Annotated in this window: 18 protein-coding genes; 11 read left to right on the top strand and 7 right to left on the bottom strand. The window is 62.0% G+C overall.

Annotation, left to right across the window (positions count from 1 at the left end; all coding sequences use genetic code 11):
* Positions 1–46: 46 nt before the first annotated feature.
* On the bottom strand, positions 47–838 hold the full coding sequence (locus ATY77_RS09085) for a metallophosphoesterase (protein WP_088687048.1): 792 nt from the start codon (positions 836–838) through the stop codon (positions 47–49).
* Positions 839–1,460: 622 nt separating this feature from the next.
* Here ATY77_RS09085 and ATY77_RS09075 point away from each other — a divergent pair.
* Positions 1,461–1,694: a KTSC domain-containing protein gene (locus ATY77_RS09075; protein WP_088673718.1), complete on the top strand. Its 234-nt coding sequence runs from the start codon at positions 1,461–1,463 to the stop codon at positions 1,692–1,694.
* 151 nt (positions 1,695–1,845) lie between these two features.
* Here the strand turns inward: ATY77_RS09075 and ATY77_RS09070 are convergent, their stop codons facing one another.
* The 3 genes from ATY77_RS09070 to ung all read right to left on the bottom strand — a co-directional run bounded on the left by ATY77_RS09070 (position 1,846) and on the right by ung (position 4,231).
* Positions 1,846–2,451, bottom strand: coding sequence for an alpha/beta hydrolase (locus ATY77_RS09070; RefSeq protein ID WP_088687047.1), 606 nt, complete (start codon positions 2,449–2,451; stop codon positions 1,846–1,848).
* A gap of 10 nt (positions 2,452–2,461) precedes the next feature.
* Positions 2,462–3,394 carry a VOC family protein gene (locus tag ATY77_RS09065; protein ID WP_088687046.1) on the bottom strand — a complete coding sequence of 311 codons (933 nt, stop codon included), beginning with the start codon at positions 3,392–3,394 and terminating at the stop codon, positions 2,462–2,464.
* 135 nt (positions 3,395–3,529) lie between these two features.
* Entirely contained in the window at positions 3,530–4,231 is a 702-nt protein-coding gene (gene ung, locus ATY77_RS09060) for a uracil-DNA glycosylase (RefSeq protein ID WP_088687045.1), read from the bottom strand.
* Positions 4,232–4,435: 204 nt separating this feature from the next.
* On the opposite strand from ung, the gene ATY77_RS09055 reads away from it, so the two are divergent.
* From ATY77_RS09055 to ATY77_RS09045, 3 genes are all read left to right on the top strand, one after another.
* Positions 4,436–5,860 carry a phosphomannomutase gene (locus tag ATY77_RS09055; protein ID WP_088687044.1) on the top strand — a complete coding sequence of 475 codons (1,425 nt, stop codon included), beginning with the start codon at positions 4,436–4,438 and terminating at the stop codon, positions 5,858–5,860.
* Positions 5,861–5,900: 40 nt separating this feature from the next.
* Entirely contained in the window at positions 5,901–7,328 is a 1,428-nt protein-coding gene (locus tag ATY77_RS09050; protein ID WP_088687043.1) for a mannose-1-phosphate guanylyltransferase/mannose-6-phosphate isomerase, read from the top strand.
* 116 nt (positions 7,329–7,444) lie between these two features.
* The gene (locus ATY77_RS09045; RefSeq protein ID WP_088687042.1) at positions 7,445–7,750 is read left to right on the top strand and encodes a hypothetical protein; all 306 of its coding nucleotides are present in this window, start codon (positions 7,445–7,447) and stop codon (positions 7,748–7,750) included.
* A gap of 23 nt (positions 7,751–7,773) precedes the next feature.
* Here the strand turns inward: ATY77_RS09045 and ATY77_RS09040 are convergent, their stop codons facing one another.
* On the bottom strand, positions 7,774–8,718 hold the full coding sequence (locus ATY77_RS09040) for an endonuclease/exonuclease/phosphatase family protein (protein ID WP_088687041.1): 945 nt from the start codon (positions 8,716–8,718) through the stop codon (positions 7,774–7,776).
* A 217-nt stretch (positions 8,719–8,935) separates the two neighbouring features.
* Between ATY77_RS09040 and ATY77_RS09035 the strand changes: the two genes are divergently transcribed.
* A complete protein-coding gene (locus ATY77_RS09035) occupies positions 8,936–9,952 on the top strand; it encodes an NAD-dependent epimerase/dehydratase family protein (protein WP_088687040.1) in 1,017 nt (338 codons plus the stop codon).
* 20 nt (positions 9,953–9,972) lie between these two features.
* Here ATY77_RS09035 and ATY77_RS09030 read toward each other — a convergent pair whose 3' ends face one another.
* Both ATY77_RS09030 and ATY77_RS32790 read right to left on the bottom strand, forming a co-directional pair.
* A complete protein-coding gene (locus ATY77_RS09030) occupies positions 9,973–10,287 on the bottom strand; it encodes a hypothetical protein (protein ID WP_190237601.1) in 315 nt (104 codons plus the stop codon).
* Between the two features lie 241 nt (positions 10,288–10,528).
* Positions 10,529–10,681, bottom strand: a complete 153-nt coding sequence (locus tag ATY77_RS32790) for a hypothetical protein (protein WP_176538952.1) — start codon at positions 10,679–10,681, stop codon at positions 10,529–10,531.
* Positions 10,682–11,033: 352 nt separating this feature from the next.
* Here ATY77_RS32790 and ATY77_RS09020 point away from each other — a divergent pair, with 352 nt between their 5' ends.
* The 6 genes from ATY77_RS09020 (at position 11,034) to ATY77_RS08995 (ending at position 18,948) form a co-directional block, all read left to right on the top strand.
* The gene (locus tag ATY77_RS09020; RefSeq protein ID WP_088687037.1) at positions 11,034–13,124 is read left to right on the top strand and encodes a phospholipase D-like domain-containing protein; all 2,091 of its coding nucleotides are present in this window, start codon (positions 11,034–11,036) and stop codon (positions 13,122–13,124) included.
* A 129-nt stretch (positions 13,125–13,253) separates the two neighbouring features.
* Positions 13,254–13,958, top strand: a complete 705-nt coding sequence (locus ATY77_RS09015; RefSeq protein WP_088672882.1) for a CerR family C-terminal domain-containing protein — start codon at positions 13,254–13,256, stop codon at positions 13,956–13,958.
* Positions 13,955–14,968, top strand: coding sequence for a secretion protein HlyD (gene hlyD, locus ATY77_RS09010; protein WP_088687036.1), 1,014 nt, complete (start codon positions 13,955–13,957; stop codon positions 14,966–14,968). The genes ATY77_RS09015 and hlyD overlap by 4 nt, the downstream gene beginning before the upstream one ends.
* Entirely contained in the window at positions 14,965–16,710 is a 1,746-nt protein-coding gene (locus tag ATY77_RS09005; protein WP_088687035.1) for an ATP-binding cassette domain-containing protein, read from the top strand. Before hlyD ends, ATY77_RS09005 begins: the two co-directional genes overlap by 4 nt.
* Positions 16,707–17,834, top strand: a complete 1,128-nt coding sequence (locus ATY77_RS09000) for an ABC transporter permease (RefSeq protein ID WP_088687034.1) — start codon at positions 16,707–16,709, stop codon at positions 17,832–17,834. The genes ATY77_RS09005 and ATY77_RS09000 overlap by 4 nt, the downstream gene beginning before the upstream one ends.
* Position 17,835: 1 nt before the next feature.
* A complete protein-coding gene (locus ATY77_RS08995) occupies positions 17,836–18,948 on the top strand; it encodes an ABC transporter permease (protein WP_088687033.1) in 1,113 nt (370 codons plus the stop codon).
* Positions 18,949–18,950: the final 2 nt, after the last annotated feature.

Genomic DNA, 18,950 nt, shown 5'->3' with positions numbered 1-18,950 from the left:
GAGCGGTCGGAGAAACGGAACCGCCTTCGCATTTCGTCACCTTCGTTCAAAGAAGGCCGACGCGCGTTCCCTTGATCGTCAGCACCGTCAGGCGGCCCGTTGCCGACACCGCAGTGTCGATACCGATGCGCTGCGGCCCGAATGTCGGGGTTCGCGCCGGCGTATGCCCGTGAATCACCAGCACAGGAAGCTGCGGCCCCAGATCCAGGAAGGGCTGGCGGATCCACATGAGGTCGCTGTCCTTCTGCTTCTTGAGATCGATGCCCGGCTTGACGCCGGCATGAACGAAGACGACCCGTCCCATCCGCAGCATGATCGGCAGCGATTCCAGAAACTGGATATGCCGTTCGGGTATCATGTTGTGAATGACGCGGGCGATCGCCTCGTTTCCGGCCGACGACTGCAGCAGATGCTCGATATCGATGCCGTATGAATGCAGCGTCTCCGGTCCGGCAAAATTGAGCCATTCGATGATGCGCGCCGGCTTGCGATAGAGCTTTGCCAGTTCAGCATCATGATTGCCGCAAAGGACCAAACGCTGAAATCCCGCCGGCGGCCCCTTGCTCAGGAACTCCAGCACCGCGCTCGAATCCGGTCCCCGGTCGACATAATCGCCGAGCATGACGATCAGTTTTGGTCCCGGTATGCGCGCGGCATCCTCTTCGATGCGACGATGCACTTCGACGAGTTCGCTGTAGCAGCCGTGAATATCGGTCATTGCGTAGACCGCAGCGAATTCCCCCTCGGCAAATTTCAGCCGAGCGCGTCCTTTGCGGTTACCGGCCAGTATCGGTATCTGTTCTCGCCACGGCCCTAGATAGTTAAACATGTAACCCATTTACGGGATCCGACCGAACATAAGGTTCGGGTGCGGTCCATTGCTGATTCATTGCGGCATGTGGTCAGTGTTCACGAAGAAGTTGACCTGATCACGGCCTCGTCGAGAGGGAACCGGAACTGCTTCCCCATTTAAAACGACGTTATCCCTCGCCACCTGCTGCACCGCCTGCGTCAGACCGTCGCCGCCGAGTACGGCGGAGTCGGCACAACGGCAAACGATGATCGTCCATCCTTGTAGCTCCTGCCAGAAAGTGCAAGGCCCTCATGCAACCCGCCAATGACGGCGACACTGCTGTTACGAGAAACGGCCCATGTCTTCGACCATTTTTGGAAAGGATTCGCGGTCAATGTTGCGCTGTATTTTGGTATATGATGGTTAATCCAGCGTTAAGCCATACTGTTCGCCCGATCAGCATCTGTGCCGGCTACTCGGTCCGCGCGCTGGAGAACTGCCGGCAAGCGGATTTCCACAGATCGAGGTCTCCGAAAAAGCTGTATAAATCAACCATGGCGAGAGCGATTGGAAAAAAATGAACGCTTAAGCTTATCGTGCTTGACGCCCTCGCGGCGGCGCATGATGATGGCGCGTTGCGAACGTGAACGACGTTCTCGACTCAGTAATCTCAGATCCAAAAATCGCGGGGTGCAAAGTGGAAACTGCGGTTGATTCGAAACTTATCGAGGCGATTACCTACGACGAAGACAGCCGGCATCTACGGGTCTATCTGACAAATGGTCAGAGACGAGAATATGAAGGCGTTCCCAAGGGAGTCGTCGTCGGTTTGACGATGGCGGAATCTCCGGGGAATTTTTACATGAAGGCAATCCGGGGCAAATATCCTCCTCGCCCCTAGCCATCGGCCCGAAAATCGGAATCGGTTTTCGAATAAGATGGATATCAATAATAATCATTCTATCGGTCAATGACGACGGGATCATCGTTCCGGTAAAGATGCGGGGCCGGCGCCAGCCGGTCCCGCAAATCGGTTTACAGCCGATCGGCCATCAATAGCCGCCAAGAAAGTCGCGAACGGCATCGACTTCAAGTGGCGCGATCTCGTGGCCGCCGGGATGCCAGACCGTCCTGACCTCCGCCCCCCGGTCTTTCAAATGTTCAGACAGCGCCTCGGTCATCGGTACGGGCGCGATCTGATCCCGCTGCCCTGCCGTAATCAGCACCTTTCTTCCCGCAAGGATCGACCGGGCCTCGGGCTGAAACGGAATAAGCGGATGCATCAGAACCGCGGCATCGAAAATGCCTTTCTCGATCAGCACATTGGCAAGGATATTCGCGCCGTTCGAAAAGCCGAGGCCGAGAATGGCTGAGGCCTGATACTCCTCAGCGAACGCCTTGACGTAAGCTGCCATCTTTTCCGTCGCGCGAGAAAGGTCGGCCATATCGTAGACCCCCTCCCCGGTCCGGCGGAAGAATCGCGCCGCGCCATATTCGGAAACATCGCCGCGCGGAGAGAGAATCGTCGCGTCGGGCAGCAGGCGCTGGCCGAAGTCGAAGAACTGGTTCTCATCGCCGCCGGTGCCGTGCAGAACGACCAGAATGGGCTTATCGGGCGCACCGGCGTGTAGCCGGTGCACATATCCTGTTTCGGTCATATCCTTCTCCTTAACCTTCGAGCGGCTGCAGATGCTGCTCGAGCAGATTGCGAAGATGGGCGTGCTGCTGCGGCAGCTTCAGCGCTTCGCCGAGATGCGCCGTATCCTCGTCGCGATTGAAGCCAGGTTCATTCGTCGCGACCTCGAACAGCACACCGCCCGGCGTGCGGAAATAGATCGCCCAGAAATAATCGCGGTCGATCACCGGCGTCACCTGATAGCCCGTATCCATCAGCGCCTTGCGCACTTCGAGCTGCTTTTCGCGGTTCTCGACGGCGAAAGCGACATGGTGGACGGAGCCGGCGCCGGGAAGCGCCCGGGCGATGTTCGGCATCGTTTCGAGATCGATGAGATGCGCGCCGTTGCCATCGGGCTTGATCAGCCGTTTGACGCCATCCCTTTCCTCGGCCACCTCATAACCCATGAACTTCAGCAGTTCGGCTGTCGCGCCTTCGTCTCTCAACCGCAGGGCGACGGAGTGGAAGCCACGAACGGCATGGTCCTCGCTGATGCCGCCATGCGTCCAGGGCTGGCGGGCGTCATCCCTGACCTCGACGAGCGCAAAGCCGTCGCCATCCGGGCCGGAGAAGTTCAGACGCTTTTCGCCGAAGCTCTCCTCGGCCTTCAGGCCGCCGAGACCGAGCGTGGCGAAGCGGTCGCTCCAAAAGCCGAGCGAGCCCTGCGGAACGGAAAACACCGTGGTGCCGACCTCACCGGTGCCCGGACGGCCCTGTGCCATCTTCGGAAACGGGAAATAGGTCATGATTGTGCCGGGCGCACCGGTCTCGTCACCGTAGTAGAGGTGATAGACATCAGGCGCATCAAAGTTCACGGTCTTCTTGACGCGGCGCAGGCCAAGCGCATTGGTGAAAAACTGGTTGTTGGTGCGGGCGTCCTCCGCCATCGACGTGACGTGGTGCAGACCCTTGATCTGATCGAGCATGTGAGACCCCTTTCTTGCCCGCCTCTCGCGGGCTTTCGATGGATCATAAATGCGCGCCCCGAGGCCCTGCGGATAGAGCCGCAGACCAAAACGCATTGTCTTCTTTTAGTGAACGAAGATCAGACTACGTTCACTTCATGCGCCATGAGGATCGGCCGGCAATTGCCAATCGATCGGCTCGCGTCCGCGCGATTGCAGAAAGGCGTTCGCCTTCGAAAAATGCTTGCAGCCGAAAAAGCCGTTATGAGCCGAAAGCGGCGAAGGATGCGGCGCCTTGAGCACCAGATGCCGCGCCGTGTCGACAAAGGCGGCCTTGCGCTGCGCATAGGAACCCCAGAGCATGAAGACGACGGCTTCGCATTCGTCGTTGACCTTGCGGATGACGGCGTCGGTGAAGCGCTCCCACCCTTTGCCCTGATGGGCGGCCGCCTGGCCCTCCTCGACGGTCAGGACGCTGTTCAGCAGCAGCACGCCCTGCCTTGCCCAATGTTCGAGAAAGCCGTGGCGCGCCGGCGAGATGCCGAGATCGGCCTCCATCTCCTTGTAGATATTGACGAGAGAGGGCGGGATTCGCACGCCCGGCCGGACGCTGAAGCAGAGGCCATGCGCCTGCCCCAGGCCGTGATACGGGTCCTGGCCGAGAATGACGACCTTGACCTTGGCGACCGGGGTCAGGTCGAGGGCGCGGAAATATTCGCTGCCCTTGGGGAAAATCCGCTTGCCGACCTGCTTCTGCGCGACGAGGAAGGATTTGAGCTGTTGCATGTAGGGGCTGGAAAACTCGCCCGCCAGCGCGGCCTTCCAGCTCTCTTCGAGACTGACGGATGTATCGCTCATCAGGAAACCTTCAGGACATGACAAAACAAGTTACACAACGTTCTAGCAAAATAGCCTGATGTCGCAATGCCTGCCGGCAGGGCAGACTTGCCAAAGCCTGCCGGAACATTTCGCCCGTGTTTAACTATATGCCCGCTTCGGTATTTACGCCGACAGTCGGCCTGAGTAGAACCTTGATGGTGACAATCGGAGCCATGTGTTCATATGAAATTCGGCACGAGCGGCCTTCGCGGACTTTCAGTCGATCTCAAGGGACGCGCTTCCGCCCTTTACGCCACCGCGTTCGGCAAATATCTGCTGCGGACCGGCAAGGCGCAGGCTGGCGATGTCGTTCTGCTCGGCCGCGATTTTCGTGATTCCAGCCCTGAGATCTCTTCAAATTGTGCCGGGGCGCTTACAGCGCTCGGCTTCCGGGTCTTCGACTGCGGCAATGTGCCGACGCCTGCCCTTGCTCTCTATGGCCTCGAAAGCGGGGCCGCGTGCCTGATGATCACCGGCTCGCATATCCCGGCCGATCGCAACGGCATCAAATTCTACCGCCCTGACGGCGAAATCGATAAATCCGACGAGGCAGCGATTACCGCGCTGGCGGCCGAGATCGAGGCGAGCGGCGAAGCGGTGGCCGAGGCGCCGGCCGATACGGCGGAGCGTGAGGCGGTCTGCCGCCAGCTCTTTTTCGAACGCAATGCATCCCTGCTTCCGGCAGGGGCGCTGTCGGGGTTGAAGATCGGCGTCTACCAGCACAGCACCGTCGCCCGCGATCTCCTTGTCGACGTCCTCGCCCATTACGGCGCCGAGATCGTTGCTCTCGGCCGTTCGGAAAGCTTCATCCCGGTCGACACCGAAGCCGTGTCCGACGAGACGATCGCGCTGATGAAGCGTTGGGCGACCGATCACAAGTTCGATGCGATCGTTTCGACCGACGGCGACGGCGACCGCCCGCTGGTCGCCGATGAAACGGGCACACCGCTGCGCGGCGACCTTCTAGGGCTGGTGGCCGCCGGTTTCCTGGGAGCCGGCACGGTGGTGACACCCGTTACCTCCAATTCCGGCATCGAGGCCGCGGGCTCTTTCGCCGTCACACGCACCCGCGTCGGCTCGCCTTTCGTCATATCAGGGATGGAAGGGGCCGTTGCTGCCGGGCGAGACCACGTCATGGGCTTCGAGGCAAATGGCGGGCTGCTGACGGCAACCCCCTTCGACATCAACGGCAAAACCGTGCGCGCCTTGCCGACACGCGATTGCTTCATCCCGATGCTGGCGATCCTGTCGCTCGCCGCCATTCGCAGGGAGCCGCTTTCCGCCATTGCCGCCTCCTACCGCCTGCCCTTCGCCGCGGCCGACCGTCTGGAGAATTTTCCGGTGGAGACGAGCGCGGCGCTGATGGAGCATCTGCGCGCCTCGGACGAAAATCTTTCCGCCTTTTTGCAGCCGATCGGCAAGGTCGCGGCGAAATCCGATATCGATGGACTCCGGGTCACACTTGGGGATGGCAGGATCATCCATTTTCGCCCGTCCGGCAATGCGCCAGAAATGCGCTGCTATGTGGAGGCCGAGAGCGAAGCCGCGGCTCTTCACCTTTTGGATGCAGGGCTCAATCGAATAAGGGGCTGGGCAAATGCCCGGTAAGCATGCGACGAAAAAGTCGTCTATTTCAAGGAAACCGCCAATGACGCAGAAAATCGTTCCCGTGATCATGGCCGGTGGCAAAGGCACGCGGCTCTGGCCGCTCTCCCGTGCCACCGCCCCGAAGCAGTTCATCCAGTTCGTCGGCGACAAGACGCTGTTTCAGGCAACCCTCGAACGCGTTTCCAATCCAGCGCTCTATGAAGCGCCGATCGTCGTTACCAACGAAGAATTCCGCTTCCTGGTGGCCGAGCAGGCGCGCTCACTTGCCATCCCGCTCGCCGCCGTGCTGCTCGAACCGGTTGCCCGCAACACCGCTGCAGCGGTGGCGGCAGCCGCAACGCTGGCCAGCGAGCTTTTCGGCAAGGACACCATCATCCAGATGCTCGCCTCGGATCACGAGATCCTTGCCGACGACAGCTATTTCGATTGCATCCGCATCGCCCGCGATGCCGCCGCTGAAGGCAAGCTCGTCACCTTCGGCATCAACCCGACCGAGCCGGCGACCGGCTACGGCTATATCGAGATCGGCGAGGCGCTCGGAAACGGTGCCCACAAGGTCAGCCGCTTCGTTGAGAAGCCGGCTTTGGAAAAGGCCGAGCAGATGCTCGCCGACGGCGGCTTCTACTGGAATTCCGGCATCTTCATGTTCCCGGTGACGGAACTGCTGGCGGAACTGGAGGAATATGCGCCTGACGTGCTGAAGGCGGCAAGCAAGGCTGTTTCCAAGGCAAGCCGCGACCTCGACTTCACGCGCCTCGATGCCGACCACTTCGCCAAGAGCCCCGATATATCGATCGACTATGCGATCATGGAAAAGACCGCCAAGGCCGCCGTTGTCCCTTCGCCCTTCAGGTGGTCGGACATGGGAAGCTGGGATGCCGTCTGGAAGTCCGGCGCCCGCGACGACAATGGCAACGTCGCCGCCGCCAATACGACCGTCGTCAATACCCGCAACTCGCTCGTCATGACGCATGGCGTGCATCTTGCCGTCCAGGGGATGGAAGATGTCGCGGTCATCGCCAGCGAGGATGCCGTCTACGTAGGCCCCCTCAAGGACAGCCAGAATGTCGGGCAACTGGTGAAGATGCTGGCCACCACCTCCGCCACGGCCAAACTCACCGAAACCCATCCGACGTCCTATCGTCCCTGGGGCGGCTACACCTCGATCTTCAACGGCGACCGCTTCCAGGTGAAGCGCATCTTCGTCACGCCGGGCAAGAAGCTTTCGCTGCAGAAGCATCACCATCGCTCCGAACACTGGGTCGTCGTCAAGGGCACCGCCGAGGTAACGGTCGGCGAGACCGTGCGGATGCTGCGCGAAAACGAAAGCGTCTATATTCCGCTCGGCGAAGTCCACCGCCTGGCCAATCCCGGCAAGATCGTCCTCGAACTCATCGAGGTCCAGACGGGTTCCTATCTCGGCGAGGACGACATCATCCGCATCGTCGACGAATTCGGAAGAACCTGAGGCAATGGCCGGCGGGCCGAGATCGTCCGCCGGCATGGCCGCCATGCCTGTTGAATTCCCCTGCGGGGATTCTCGTAGAATGAATGCGCCGACAGACCTGACAGGAGATGTCCACAATGCGTAGCCTGCCCGCCCTCGCCGGTTTGCTTTCACTCGTGCTGCCTGCAATGGCCGTTGCCCAGACGGCGAACATGCGAGCCGCAAGCGAAGCGGAAATTCGCCAGCACCTGCCCGGCACGTCGGAGCTGAAAGAAGCCAAGAACGGCTACGAATATCGTGAGGGCAACAAGAATGGCTACAAGATCAGCAATGGCCAGGTGTGCGTCCGGTTTCCCGACAAATCGACCGATTGCGTCAGCGTGAAGACCGATGGAAAGAAGTTTCAGATGATCGACCGAAAGGGCGGCCGGACCAGATTCTGATTTCGGACCGGCTATCGCAGCAGTTAAGGTTCACCGTCCTTGTCGAGAACGAACTCGGCGATCAGGCCCGAATGGTTCGAACCGAGATTGTCGTCGAGGCGTTTCAACGACGTCAGATGAAGCGGGGCGCGCGCGAATATGTGGTCGATGGCGATGCCGAACCGTCCGGCGGCGATCGGCCATGTAGCCGGTTCGGGCGCCACGGTCTTCAGTTTCTGTTTGCGCAGGAAAGCCTGGATGCCGGGGGCAATCGACGACGAGTTGAAATCGCCCGACAGCACCAGCGGACCTGAGATCGCACCGAGCGCCTTGCCGAGATCTCCCAATTCTTCCGCCTGGTAATCGTCGAAATAGGGCTTGGTCAGGTGCGCCGAGACGAAATTGAAGGTTTGCCCGCCGAACTCGACGCCTGCGACGACCAGCCTGTCTTTCCTGAGACTGCCGATGCTCGCGACCTGCCGTGTGACGAACGGGCGTTTGGACAAGAGCAGCGTGTCACAGCTGTCTTTGCCGTGGTCGCAGCCGATATGGTAGGGATAGACCTTGAACAATCGCTGCAGATGAAACGTCAGCGGCTTGGCTTCCATCAGATTGACGACATCGGCATTCGAGGCGATCACCATATCGGCAATGGCGGTCGAGTTTTTCCAGTTGTCGATCGCGACGTTGAACGACATCAGACGGAAAAGCGGCGCCGTTCCCGCCCCCCTGTCCTCGTCGGCAAATTCGCGCAGCATGACGACGCCATGCGCGGTGAGAAGCAGCGAGGCAAGCAGAAGCACGAAGCCGTAGGCGTGCCGCCTGATGGCGAGGATCACCAGGCTGGCGGCGATGAATAGGACGCCGAGATGGATCTGGAAACTGTAGATGAAGGACAGCAGCCAGAAGTTCGTGACATAGCGCAGCGACACGAGCGCTATGGCCAGGGTGAGAAATGCCGAGAGAATCCAATAAATTATGTTTCTCATCGATCCCTGGTTCCGATCGCAGACGACCAGCCGGCCATAACACGTCATTCCGCATGGTGCAACGCAGCATGATTTGGACGAACGACGGCAGCGGCGGCGCTCAAGCCTTATCTGTCAAAGGCCTATCGACTCGCCCTGTTTTTATCTTGTAAGTGAGGTCCACTTTTATACGGAATCGGCTTTTTTGCCGTCGGCAGGGAGCCGAGAGAAGGTGGGAATGCGCTACTTCATTACGGGCACTGCCGGCTTCATCGGTTTTCATCTGGCCAGGCGCCTGCTGCAGGAAGGGCACGAGGTGACGGGCTTCGACGGCCTGACAACCTATTACAACGTCAAGCTCAAGGAGATGCGTCACGCCGCGCTCTCCCAGTTTCCGGCCTTCACACCCGTCATATCAATGCTCGAGGATCGCAAGGCGCTCGAGGCGGCGGTCGTCGCGGCCAGGCCTGACATCCTGATCCACCTCGCCGCACAGGCCGGCGTGCGCTACAGCCTGGAAAATCCCGAGGCCTATATTCATTCGAATGTCGAAGGCTCATGGAACATCATGGAAATCGCGCGGCGCGTCGAAATCCGCCATCTGATGCTCGCCTCGACCTCGTCGATCTACGGCGCCAACGCGACCGTTCCCTTCCACGAGACCGATCGCGCCGACGAGCCGCTCACCATCTATGCCGCGACGAAGAAATCGATGGAGCTGATGGCGCACAGCTATGCGCACCTCCACAAGATTCCGACCACGGCCTTTCGCTTCTTTACCGTTTACGGTCCGTGGGGCCGGCCCGACATGGCGCTGTTCAAATTCGCCAAGAACATGCTCGAAGGCCAGCCGATCGAGATCTACGGCGAAGGCAATATGAGCCGTGACTTCACCTACATCGACGATCTCATCGAAGCGATCGTCCGGCTGTCGGCCATTGCCCCGAACGAGGAAAATCGTTTGGCCGATGCAAGCATCGAAACGCTCTCGCGCCAGGCGCCTTTCCGTGTCGTCAACATCGGCGGCGGCCAGCCGGTCAGCCTGATGGATTTCGTCGAAACGGTGGAAAAGGCGCTCGGCCGTCCTGCCATCCGCAAGATGCTGGCCATGCAGAAAGGCGACGTGCCGCGCACCTTCGCCGCTCCCGATCTGCTCGTCGCGCTGACGGGCTACAAGCCGAGCACGACACTGGATGTCGGCGTCAAAGCCTTCGTCGAGTGGTATCTCGACGTTCGTCGCGAATTGAACGCCTAGACTCCGAACGTTTCCGCGCTTCAGAGCAGAAACGTGACCGCTTCCACGGCGGCGACCGTCTTCGAAAACACATAGTCGATGGCAAAGGTCAGGCTCTGCGAATAGGCCTTGAGCTGATGGCCCTCGCCTTCGACGGCGGCCGGGCTGCGCAGAACGAAGGGAACGCTGGGCCTGACGAAACCCACTCGTGTCGTCAGCGGAACCTCGGGCGAATGGCCGATGGCGGACGTGTACATCAGGTCTTGGGCAAGACCGGCGGGCCCGATGGCGAAGGCCGGACCGGCAGCCGCGGTGATGCTCAAGGTCAAGGCGATGGCGGCAAGAGTTTTCTGCATGTCGAAGTCCCCGTTTTCGGATCGCCGGGCTTTCGTTTTGCCCTGATCCAAGCGGTCGATGCGTCTGTCCACGCTTCGGCCGCCTTCATGAGAACACTCTACACACCAGTATTTGCAGGGCTTTTAAGCAGATCGGTCAAATTTTACGAAATTTGACTTTCTGTCCGGAGGACCGTCCAGATACCTGATAACGCCAGCCAAACCACGGCTGGCAGCGATCAGGCATGGCGCGGATCGCAGTTTAGAGGATGCGATCCAGCCTCTTGTTGATATGCAGGTTCGGCATCAGACCGGCGCTCTGCGCAGCGTGATAGGATTCCCGCGCCGCATCGAACGAGATCGACCACATGATGGCGCTGAGCAGGAGCGCGATAATATAGATTTGGATACGCATCGCATTGGCGATACGGAAGGAGCAAGGCAGTTTTGTGTCAAAAAATGAGCGCATAACGAGAAAAACAGCCGGCTTTCCGTTCCGCGATGACCGGCGCTGGACATATCAGTGTCGTCAAAATTAGCGATGGTGCTTTGCCACTGTTAGCAGCCACCCCGAACCCTGCGAGGTCCGTTCCCCCCGGGGCCTCTTTGCTTTTCCGCTGCCGGCGTGACGGATGTCACGTTACTTTAGTATCGCCTGCCTATATGTATAGAGGCAGGCGCAACCGACGATAGAGGCGGCATGGGTGGAGGGCTCATCGCCGCCGCGGCTGCAATCGTGATTTCAGCATCAACAAGGGGAGGCGTGCATGGGCGGGATTACCAAGGCAGGTGCATGGTGCAATGGCGAGGTCGCCTATCTCGCCTGGACGGCGGACGGCCCGATCGAGGATTGCCTCGGCTTCATGATCACCCGCGTGCATGAGACCGGGCCGGACGCCGGCGCGAGGCGCATCCTGCCGACCTGGATCGCTTTCAACGATCAATCGAATCGCGACTGGCTGGAGCAGGACAGCTCGGTCTGGCCGATCCAGCAATATCAGTGGCGCGACCTGACGCTGCGCCGCTCCCGCGACGAGGCCACCGTCAGGCCGATCGATTTCAGGATCCATTACGAGATCACGCCGATCGGCCTCGCCGGTCCCGGCCGGGCGGAGGTTCCCACCTCCGACACCGCGCCCTATCGCGACGAGAACGGCAAGCCGCGCTACGAGGGGCCGCAACGGCCGCTCTTCATTCTCGACGAGCCCTTCAAGACCGAGAGCATCGACGTCACCCACGATTTTCCGGGCGGCGGTTCCATCAAGGCGACCTATACCAACGGCATTCTTTCGACGCAGAACCTGCTGCGCCAGCTGGAAAAGGTGCAGGGCGTCAAGCCTGAGAATATCGCGCCCGGCCCGGCGATGCGCGTCACCGAAGGCCTGCTGAAGACGCTGAAGGAGCATATTCCCAAGGAGAACGATCCGATCCGCCTGTTCCTGACGGCCGATGTGCTGAGCTTCCTGACGCTGCTGATCGACCGTGCCGAGAACGGAAACGGCGAACTCTATCTGGCGCTTTACGAACTGCACGATCCGGAATTGGTGAGAAGGCTGACAGCGCTCGTCGAGGCGGGCAAGGCGCATGTCATCCTCTCCACTTCGGGATCGACCGATCTCAACAAGAAGGGCGACGCACCGCCGAGGAAACCGGTCGTCTGGGATACGGGCAACAATAAATCCCGCGCCGGCCTTCATGCCGCCGCCCCTGCGGCCGATCGCGTGCAGGATCGCCTCTTCAACAACAACAGCCACATCGGTCACAATAAATTCGCCGTCTATGTCGAAGGCGGCGTCGCCCGCACCGTCATGACCGGCAGCACCAACTGGACCGAAACCGGCCTCTGCACCCAGTCGAACAACGTCATCCTGATCGACGACAAGAAGGTCGCGGCACGGTTCCTCGCCTATTGGAAGCTCTTGCGGGATGATCCGCAGCCCGCTGGCGTGCCCTTGACCGTCACCAAACACGGCGAAACCGCCGTGGGATTTGCGCCGAGCAAGGGCGTGCAGGGCACGGCGCTGCGCCAAGCCAATGCCGAACCGGTTACGCCGATAAAGCTGGCGGACGGCAAGACCACCGTCGAAATCCTGTTTTCACCCAACACCAAGGCGCCGACCAAGAACAAGACATCGCCGACGCCCGTCGATCTGAGCCGCGTCTATTCGCTGATGGAGCATGCCGACGACGCGATCCTCTTCCTCACCTTCTATCCGGGAGTGCGCGGCGAACAGAACGTCATCGGCCAGGCGGCGGAGGCTGCCGCCAAGCGGCCGGATCTGCTCGTTCAGGGCGCGATCAGCAATCCGGCGGCGCTGCCGCCGGCAAAACCCGGCGAGCCGACGACCTATACCAGGCCGGACGGCACGGTCCGGGATCTGCCGCAGCGGGCGATCTGGTGGCCGGGCGGCGATGCCGGCCGCGTCGTGATGGTGCGGGCGGCGGCGATCTCCGCCCAGTTCGGCGATCTCAGGCCCGAATTGCTGAGCGCCGGCCATGCGATCATCCACGACAAGATCGTCGTCATCGACCCGCTCCATCCCGACAATTGCACCGTCATAACAGGCAGCCACAATCTCGGTTACAAGGCCTCCTACCAGAACGACGAGAACCTGCTGGTCATCCGCGGCAACCAGTCGCTCGCCATCGCCTACGCGATCCATATTCTCGATATCTACGATCACTACGTCCTGCGTGCCAAGCTGCAGGAGGAGCTCCGCCAGTCGCTGATTGCCACGGGCCGGCCGCCGAAAGCGGATACCGGCGGCGGCTTCCTCAACACCAAGGCGAGCTGGCAGGGCAAGTGGTTCGCCCCTGCCAAGGCGCCGTCGAGCCGGAATTATTTCCTCGGCCTTTGAAACGATAACGTCGACGATTGGAAAGGGCACCCCGGCGGCAAGGTGCCCTTTTTCGCATTCACGAATACCTGCTTGCCCATAATATATCATTCGATTGACTTATTTGAGTGTTGGTGTTATAAATCCGTCATGACCCAGAACAACGACACCCAAAACCCACCTGCCTCCGCCCGCGCAGAGATCGCGCGCCAGAAGATGCTGACGGCCGCGCTCGACGTTTTCGGGCGCTACGGTTTCGACGGCGCCTCGACCCGTCAGCTGACCGAAGCCGCCGGCGTCAACCTGCAGGCAATCCCCTATTATTTCGGCAGTAAGGAAGGCCTCTACATCGCCACCGCCGAATATCTGATGATGCGGATCGACGCCCATGTCAGCGGCATGCGGGCGCGCATCGGCGCGCATCTGATGGCGCTCGACGCAGCCGGCGAACCGCTCGGAGAAGCCGAGGCGCGCGCCTTCCTCACCGAAGTCCTCCAGACCATGGTGACGCTCTTCGTCGCCAAGGAATCCGAACCCTGGGCCCGCTTCCTGATCCGCGAGCAGATGGAGCCGACCGAAGCCTTCAGGCGGGTCTATCAGGGCATCATGCGGCCGATGATCGAGATGGGCCGCCGGCTCGTCGGCGCCATTCTGCGCGAGGATCCGGCATCCGAACATGTGCGCCTGCGCACCTTCAATCTCGTCGGCAGCATCCTCATCTTCCGTTTCGCCCATGCCTCCGTGCTCGCCCAGATGGAATGGGAGACCTTCGGCCCCGAGCAGGTGGAAATCCTGCGGCGCCTGGCGGCCGAGCTGGCCGAAGTCATCGGCCAGCCGAAAGGCGGTGCAGCATGAAACGCATCCTTCCCCTCGCCATTCTTCTCCTCGCCGCCGGCGGGGCCGCCGCATGGTGGTACGGCCTGCCCGAGAAGCTCGGCTGGCTGCCCGAGGCCCGCCGCGAATTCGTCCTTTACGGCAATGTCGATATCCGCCAGGTCTCGCTCGGTTTTCGCGTCAGCGGGCGCCTCTCCGAGCTCCGCGTCGACGAGGGCGATGTCGTCAAGAGGGACGCGGTCCTGGCGAAGCTCGACGCCGCGCCCTATGAATTCGCCGTCCGCTCCGGCGAGGCCAATGCCGCAGCCCTTCGCGCAACGCTCGACAAGCTGAAGGCCGGCCCGCGGCCGACCGAGATCGCCCAGGCGCGCGCCGCCTATGACGAGAGCCTCGCCGATCTCGAAAACGCCAACCTCGCCTATGAGCGTGCCCGCCAGCTGCGCCCGCAGGGCACGATCTCCGAGGCGAGCCTCGACCAGGCGACCGCCGCAAAGGCGATGGCCACCGCTCGCTCCCAGTCCGCCAGCGAAGCGCTGAAGCTGCTTGAGGAGGGCTCGCGCGTCGAGGATATCGCCGCCGCCGACGCTCAGCTGAAGGCCGCCGAGGCGACGCTCGCCTCGGCCCGCACCTCGCTCGCCGATACGGAGCTGCGCGCACCGAACGACGGCATCATCCTCTCGCGGGTGCGCGAGAACGGCGCGATCGTCTCGCCGGCCGATACCGTCTTCGTGCTGTCCCTGACCGAGCCTGTCTGGGTGCGCAGCTACGTCGCCGAGCCCGATCTCGGCCGCATCCACCCCGGCATGAAGGTATCGGTCGCCTCCGATACGGCGCCGGACAAGCCCTATGAAGGCACGATCGGCTTCATCTCGCCGGTCGCCGAATTCACCCCGAAATCGGTGGAGACGCCGGAACTCCGGACCGATCTCGTCTATCGCCTGAGGATCGTCATCGACAGGCCCGGCCCGGATCTGCGCCAGGGCATGCCGGTCACGGTGCGGCTTTCCGAGCCTCCGGCGGCCAAGCAATGACCGCCGCCGAGACAGGGCAGGACGACAGGCCGCTCGTCCGGATCGACGGCGTCACCAAGCGCTTCGCCGACGCGCCGTCGGCGCTTGACGCCGTCTCCGGCGTGATCGGCGGCGGCGCGATCACCGGCCTCGTCGGCCCCGATGGCGCCGGCAAGACGACGCTGATCCGTCTGATGACCGGACTGATGCTGCCGGATGCGGGGACAGTGGAGGTTCTCGGCTTCGATACGCGAAAGAATGCCGCCGGTATTCAGGCGGCGATCGGCTACATGCCGCAGCGCTTCGGCCTCTATGAGGATCTTTCGGTGCTGGAAAACCTCAATCTTTACGCCGATCTGCGCGGCCTGCCGAAAAGCGAACGCGCTGGCGCCTTCGATGAGTTGCTCTCCTTCACCGACCTCAAGCGCTTCACCGGCCGGCTCGCCGGCAAACTTTCCGGCGGCATGAAACAGAAGCTCGGCCTTGCCTGCGCGCTGCTGAAAAAGCCGCGCCTGCTGCTGCTCGACGAGCCGGGCGTCGGCGTCGACCCGATCTCGCGCCGCGATCTCTGGAAGATGGTCGAGAACCTGACGAAGGAGGGCATCGGCGTGCTCTGGTCGACCGCCTATCTGGACGAGGCGGAAGCCTGCGACCATGTGCTGCTCCTGAACCAGGGCAAGCTGCTCTTCTCGGGAAAACCCATGGAGCTGACCGAACGCGTCGGCGATCGGGTCTTCAGGGTTTCCGGTGTCACGGGACGCCGCCGGCAGGTGCTTGCCGAGCTCCTGCAGGCCGACGGCGTCATCGACGGCGTGATCCAGGGCGAGGCGATCCGTCTGGTGGCGGCCAAGGACAAGACGCCCGATATCGGCAAGGCCGGCGACGGCGCGTCGCTTGCCCCTGCCCCGCCCCGATTCGAGGATGCCTTCGTCGATATGCTGGGCGGCGGTCCCGGCGGCCGTTCCAGACTGGCGGAGGCGCAGGAACCGTTGAAGGCCGAGGGCGACCGGCCGGTCATCGAAGCCAGGGGCCTGACCAAACGCTTCGGCGATTTCACCGCCGCCGACGACATCAGCTTCGATATCCGCCGCGGCGAGATCTTCGGCCTGCTCGGCCCGAACGGCGCCGGCAAATCCACCACCTTCAAGATGCTCTGCGGCCTCTTGAAGCCGACCGGCGGCGAAGGCCGCGTCGCCGGCTTCGATCTTCGCCGCGACGCCGCAGAAGCCCGCAACCAGCTCGGCTACATGGCGCAGAAATTCTCGCTCTACGGCGATCTCACGATCATGCAGAACCTCGAATTCTTCGCCGGCGTCTATGGCCTGCGCGGACAGCATCGGCGCGAGCGCATCGCGCTGATGGCCGATATCTTCGATTTCGGCCGCCATGCCCGCGAGGCCGCCAAGGACCTGCCGCTCGGCCTCAAGCAGCGCCTGGCGCTCGCCTGCGCCGTCATGCACGAACCCCGCGCCCTCTTCCTGGACGAGCCGACCTCCGGCGTCGATCCGATCACCCGGCGCGAATTCTGGACCCACATCAATGCGCTTGTGGAAAAAGGCGTCACCGTCCTCGTCACCACCCATTTCATGGACGAGGCCGAATATTGCGACCGCATCTCGCTGATCTATCGCGGCCGCTCGATCGCGCTCGGCTCGCCCGACGAGTTGAAGGCCCGCGTCGCGACCAAGGATGAGCCGGACCCGACGATGGAGGATGCCTTCATCGCGCTGGTGCAGCAATCGGAAGCGGAGGATGCGGCATGAGCGCCTCGTCCGGCCGGCTTCGGCGTCTATTTGCCCTGGTGCGCAAGGAAAGCTACCAGGCGGTGCGCGATCCGAGCAGCATTCTCATCGCCTTCGTGCTGCCGCTGATCCTGCTCTTTCTCTTCGGCTACGGCGTCTCGCTCGATACCAGCCGCACCCGCATCGGGCTGGCGACCGAGGAGATGACGCCGCTGACGCAGGATCTGGCGGCCGGTTTCCAGGCCTCGCGCTATTTCGATGTGGTGATCGGCCGCGACCGGCGCCTGTTCGAGGAGGATCTCGTGCTCGGCAAGGTGCGCGGCATCGTCGTCATCCCCGCCGATTTCACCACGCGCTATACCGCCGGCAACCATCCCTCCATCCAGGTGATCGTCGATGGCTCGGACCCGAACACCGCCAATTTCGTCCAGAATTATGCGCAGGGCGCTGTTGCCAACTGGGAGGAGCAGCGCCAGGCGGACGTCGCCTCCCGCAGTCCCGCCATTTCGGTCGAGCAGCGCTTCTGGTTCAATCCGGAACTCACCAGCCGCAATTTCCTCGTGCCGGGTTCGATCGCCATCGTCATGACGCTGGTCGGCACGCTTTTGACCTCGCTCGTCGTTGCCCGCGAATGGGAGCGCGGCACGATGGAGGCGATGATGGCGACGCCGGTGACGGCGGTGGAACTGCTCGCCGGCAAGATTCTGCCCTATTTCCTGCTCGGCCTCACCTCGATGACGCTCTGCGTGCTGCTGGCGGTCTTTCTCTTCGGCGTGCCGTTTCGCGGCTCGGTCGCGGCCCTTTACGCGCTTTCGGCCGCCTTCCTGATCCCGGCCCTCGGCCAGGGCCTGCTGATCTCGACGGCGACCAAGAACCAGTTCCTCGCCTCGCAGCTGGCGCTGATCACTGCCTTCCTGCCGGCCTTCCTGCTGTCGGGCTTCCTGTTCGAGATCAACTCGATGCCGCAGATCATCCAGTGGATCACCTTCATCGTGCCGGCACGCTACCTCATCCCCAGCCTGCAGACCGTGTTCCTCGCCGGCGACATCTGGCCGATGTTCGCCAAGGCGATCTCCGTCATGCTGACGATCGGCACCGTGATGTTCATGCTGGCGGCGCGCAGCACCAGAAAGAGGATCGGCTGAGATGGGATGGACAAGGCTTTACGCCCTCATCGTCAAGGAATTGCTCGCCGTGCTGCGCGACCCCAAGGGCCGCGCCATCCTGATCGGCCCGCCGATCGTCCAGCTCCTCGTCTTTTCCTATGCCGCCACGCTCGAAGTGCGCAATGTCGACGTCATGATCCTCAACCGCGACAGCGGCCATTGGGGCCAGGAACTGATCGAGCGCATCGACGGTTCGCCGACCTTTCGCGACATCGCATTCGCCGCCGACCAGGGTGAAGTCCGGGTGGCGATCGACAACCAGACGGTGATCGCCGCCGTCGAGATCGGCCCGGATTTTTCGCGCAGCATCGAGGCGGGAACACCTGCCGATCTGCAGGTCGTGCTCGACGGCCGCCGCTCCAATGCCTCGCAGATCGTCGCAGGCTACCTCTCGCAGATCGGCGCGGCCCTTGCCGCCGAGACGCCGGCAGGCAAGCGCGCCGGCAGCGAGATGGTCTCGACCGTGCCCCGCAACTGGTTCAACCCGAACCTCACCTTCCAATGGTTCATGGTGCCGAACCTGATCGCCAGCATCGCGCTTCTGATCGGCCTGATCGTCACGGCCCTGTCGATCGCCCGCGAGCGCGAGCTCGGCACCTTCGACCAGCTGATGGTCTCGCCGCTGCGCATGCACGAGATCCTGATCGGCAAGCTGATCCCGCCGATGATGATCGGCCTCTTCCACATCACCGTCTATATCATCGCCGCCGTCTTCCTCTTCGAGGTGCCGCTGCGCGGTTCGCTCTTCCTGCTCTACGGCAGCGCGATCTTCTATCTCGGCTCGGTCGCCGGCCTCGGCCTCTTCATCTCGGCGCTGTCGATGACGCAGCAGCAGGCGATCCTCGGCGCTTTCCTGTTCATGGTCCCGGCCATGCTGCTCTCGGGCTTTGCGACGCCGATCGAAAACATGCCCGGCTGGCTGCAGCCGATAACCTTCATCAACCCGCTGCGCTACTTCCTGGTGATCGTCAAAGGTGTTTTCTTGAAGGACATCCCTTTGAGCGAGGTGGTGCACCAGACGATTCCGCTGGCGCTGATCGCCGCCGTCACCCTCAGCGCCGCCGCCTGGCTCTTCCGCCGTCGCCTGGAATGAGG

The organism is Rhizobium sp. R634 (genome assembly GCF_002211305.1).
GTDB lineage: Bacteria > Pseudomonadota > Alphaproteobacteria > Rhizobiales > Rhizobiaceae > Rhizobium.
Note: the sequence above shows the minus strand (reverse complement) of the source record. Positions and strands in the feature narration are given on the sequence as shown.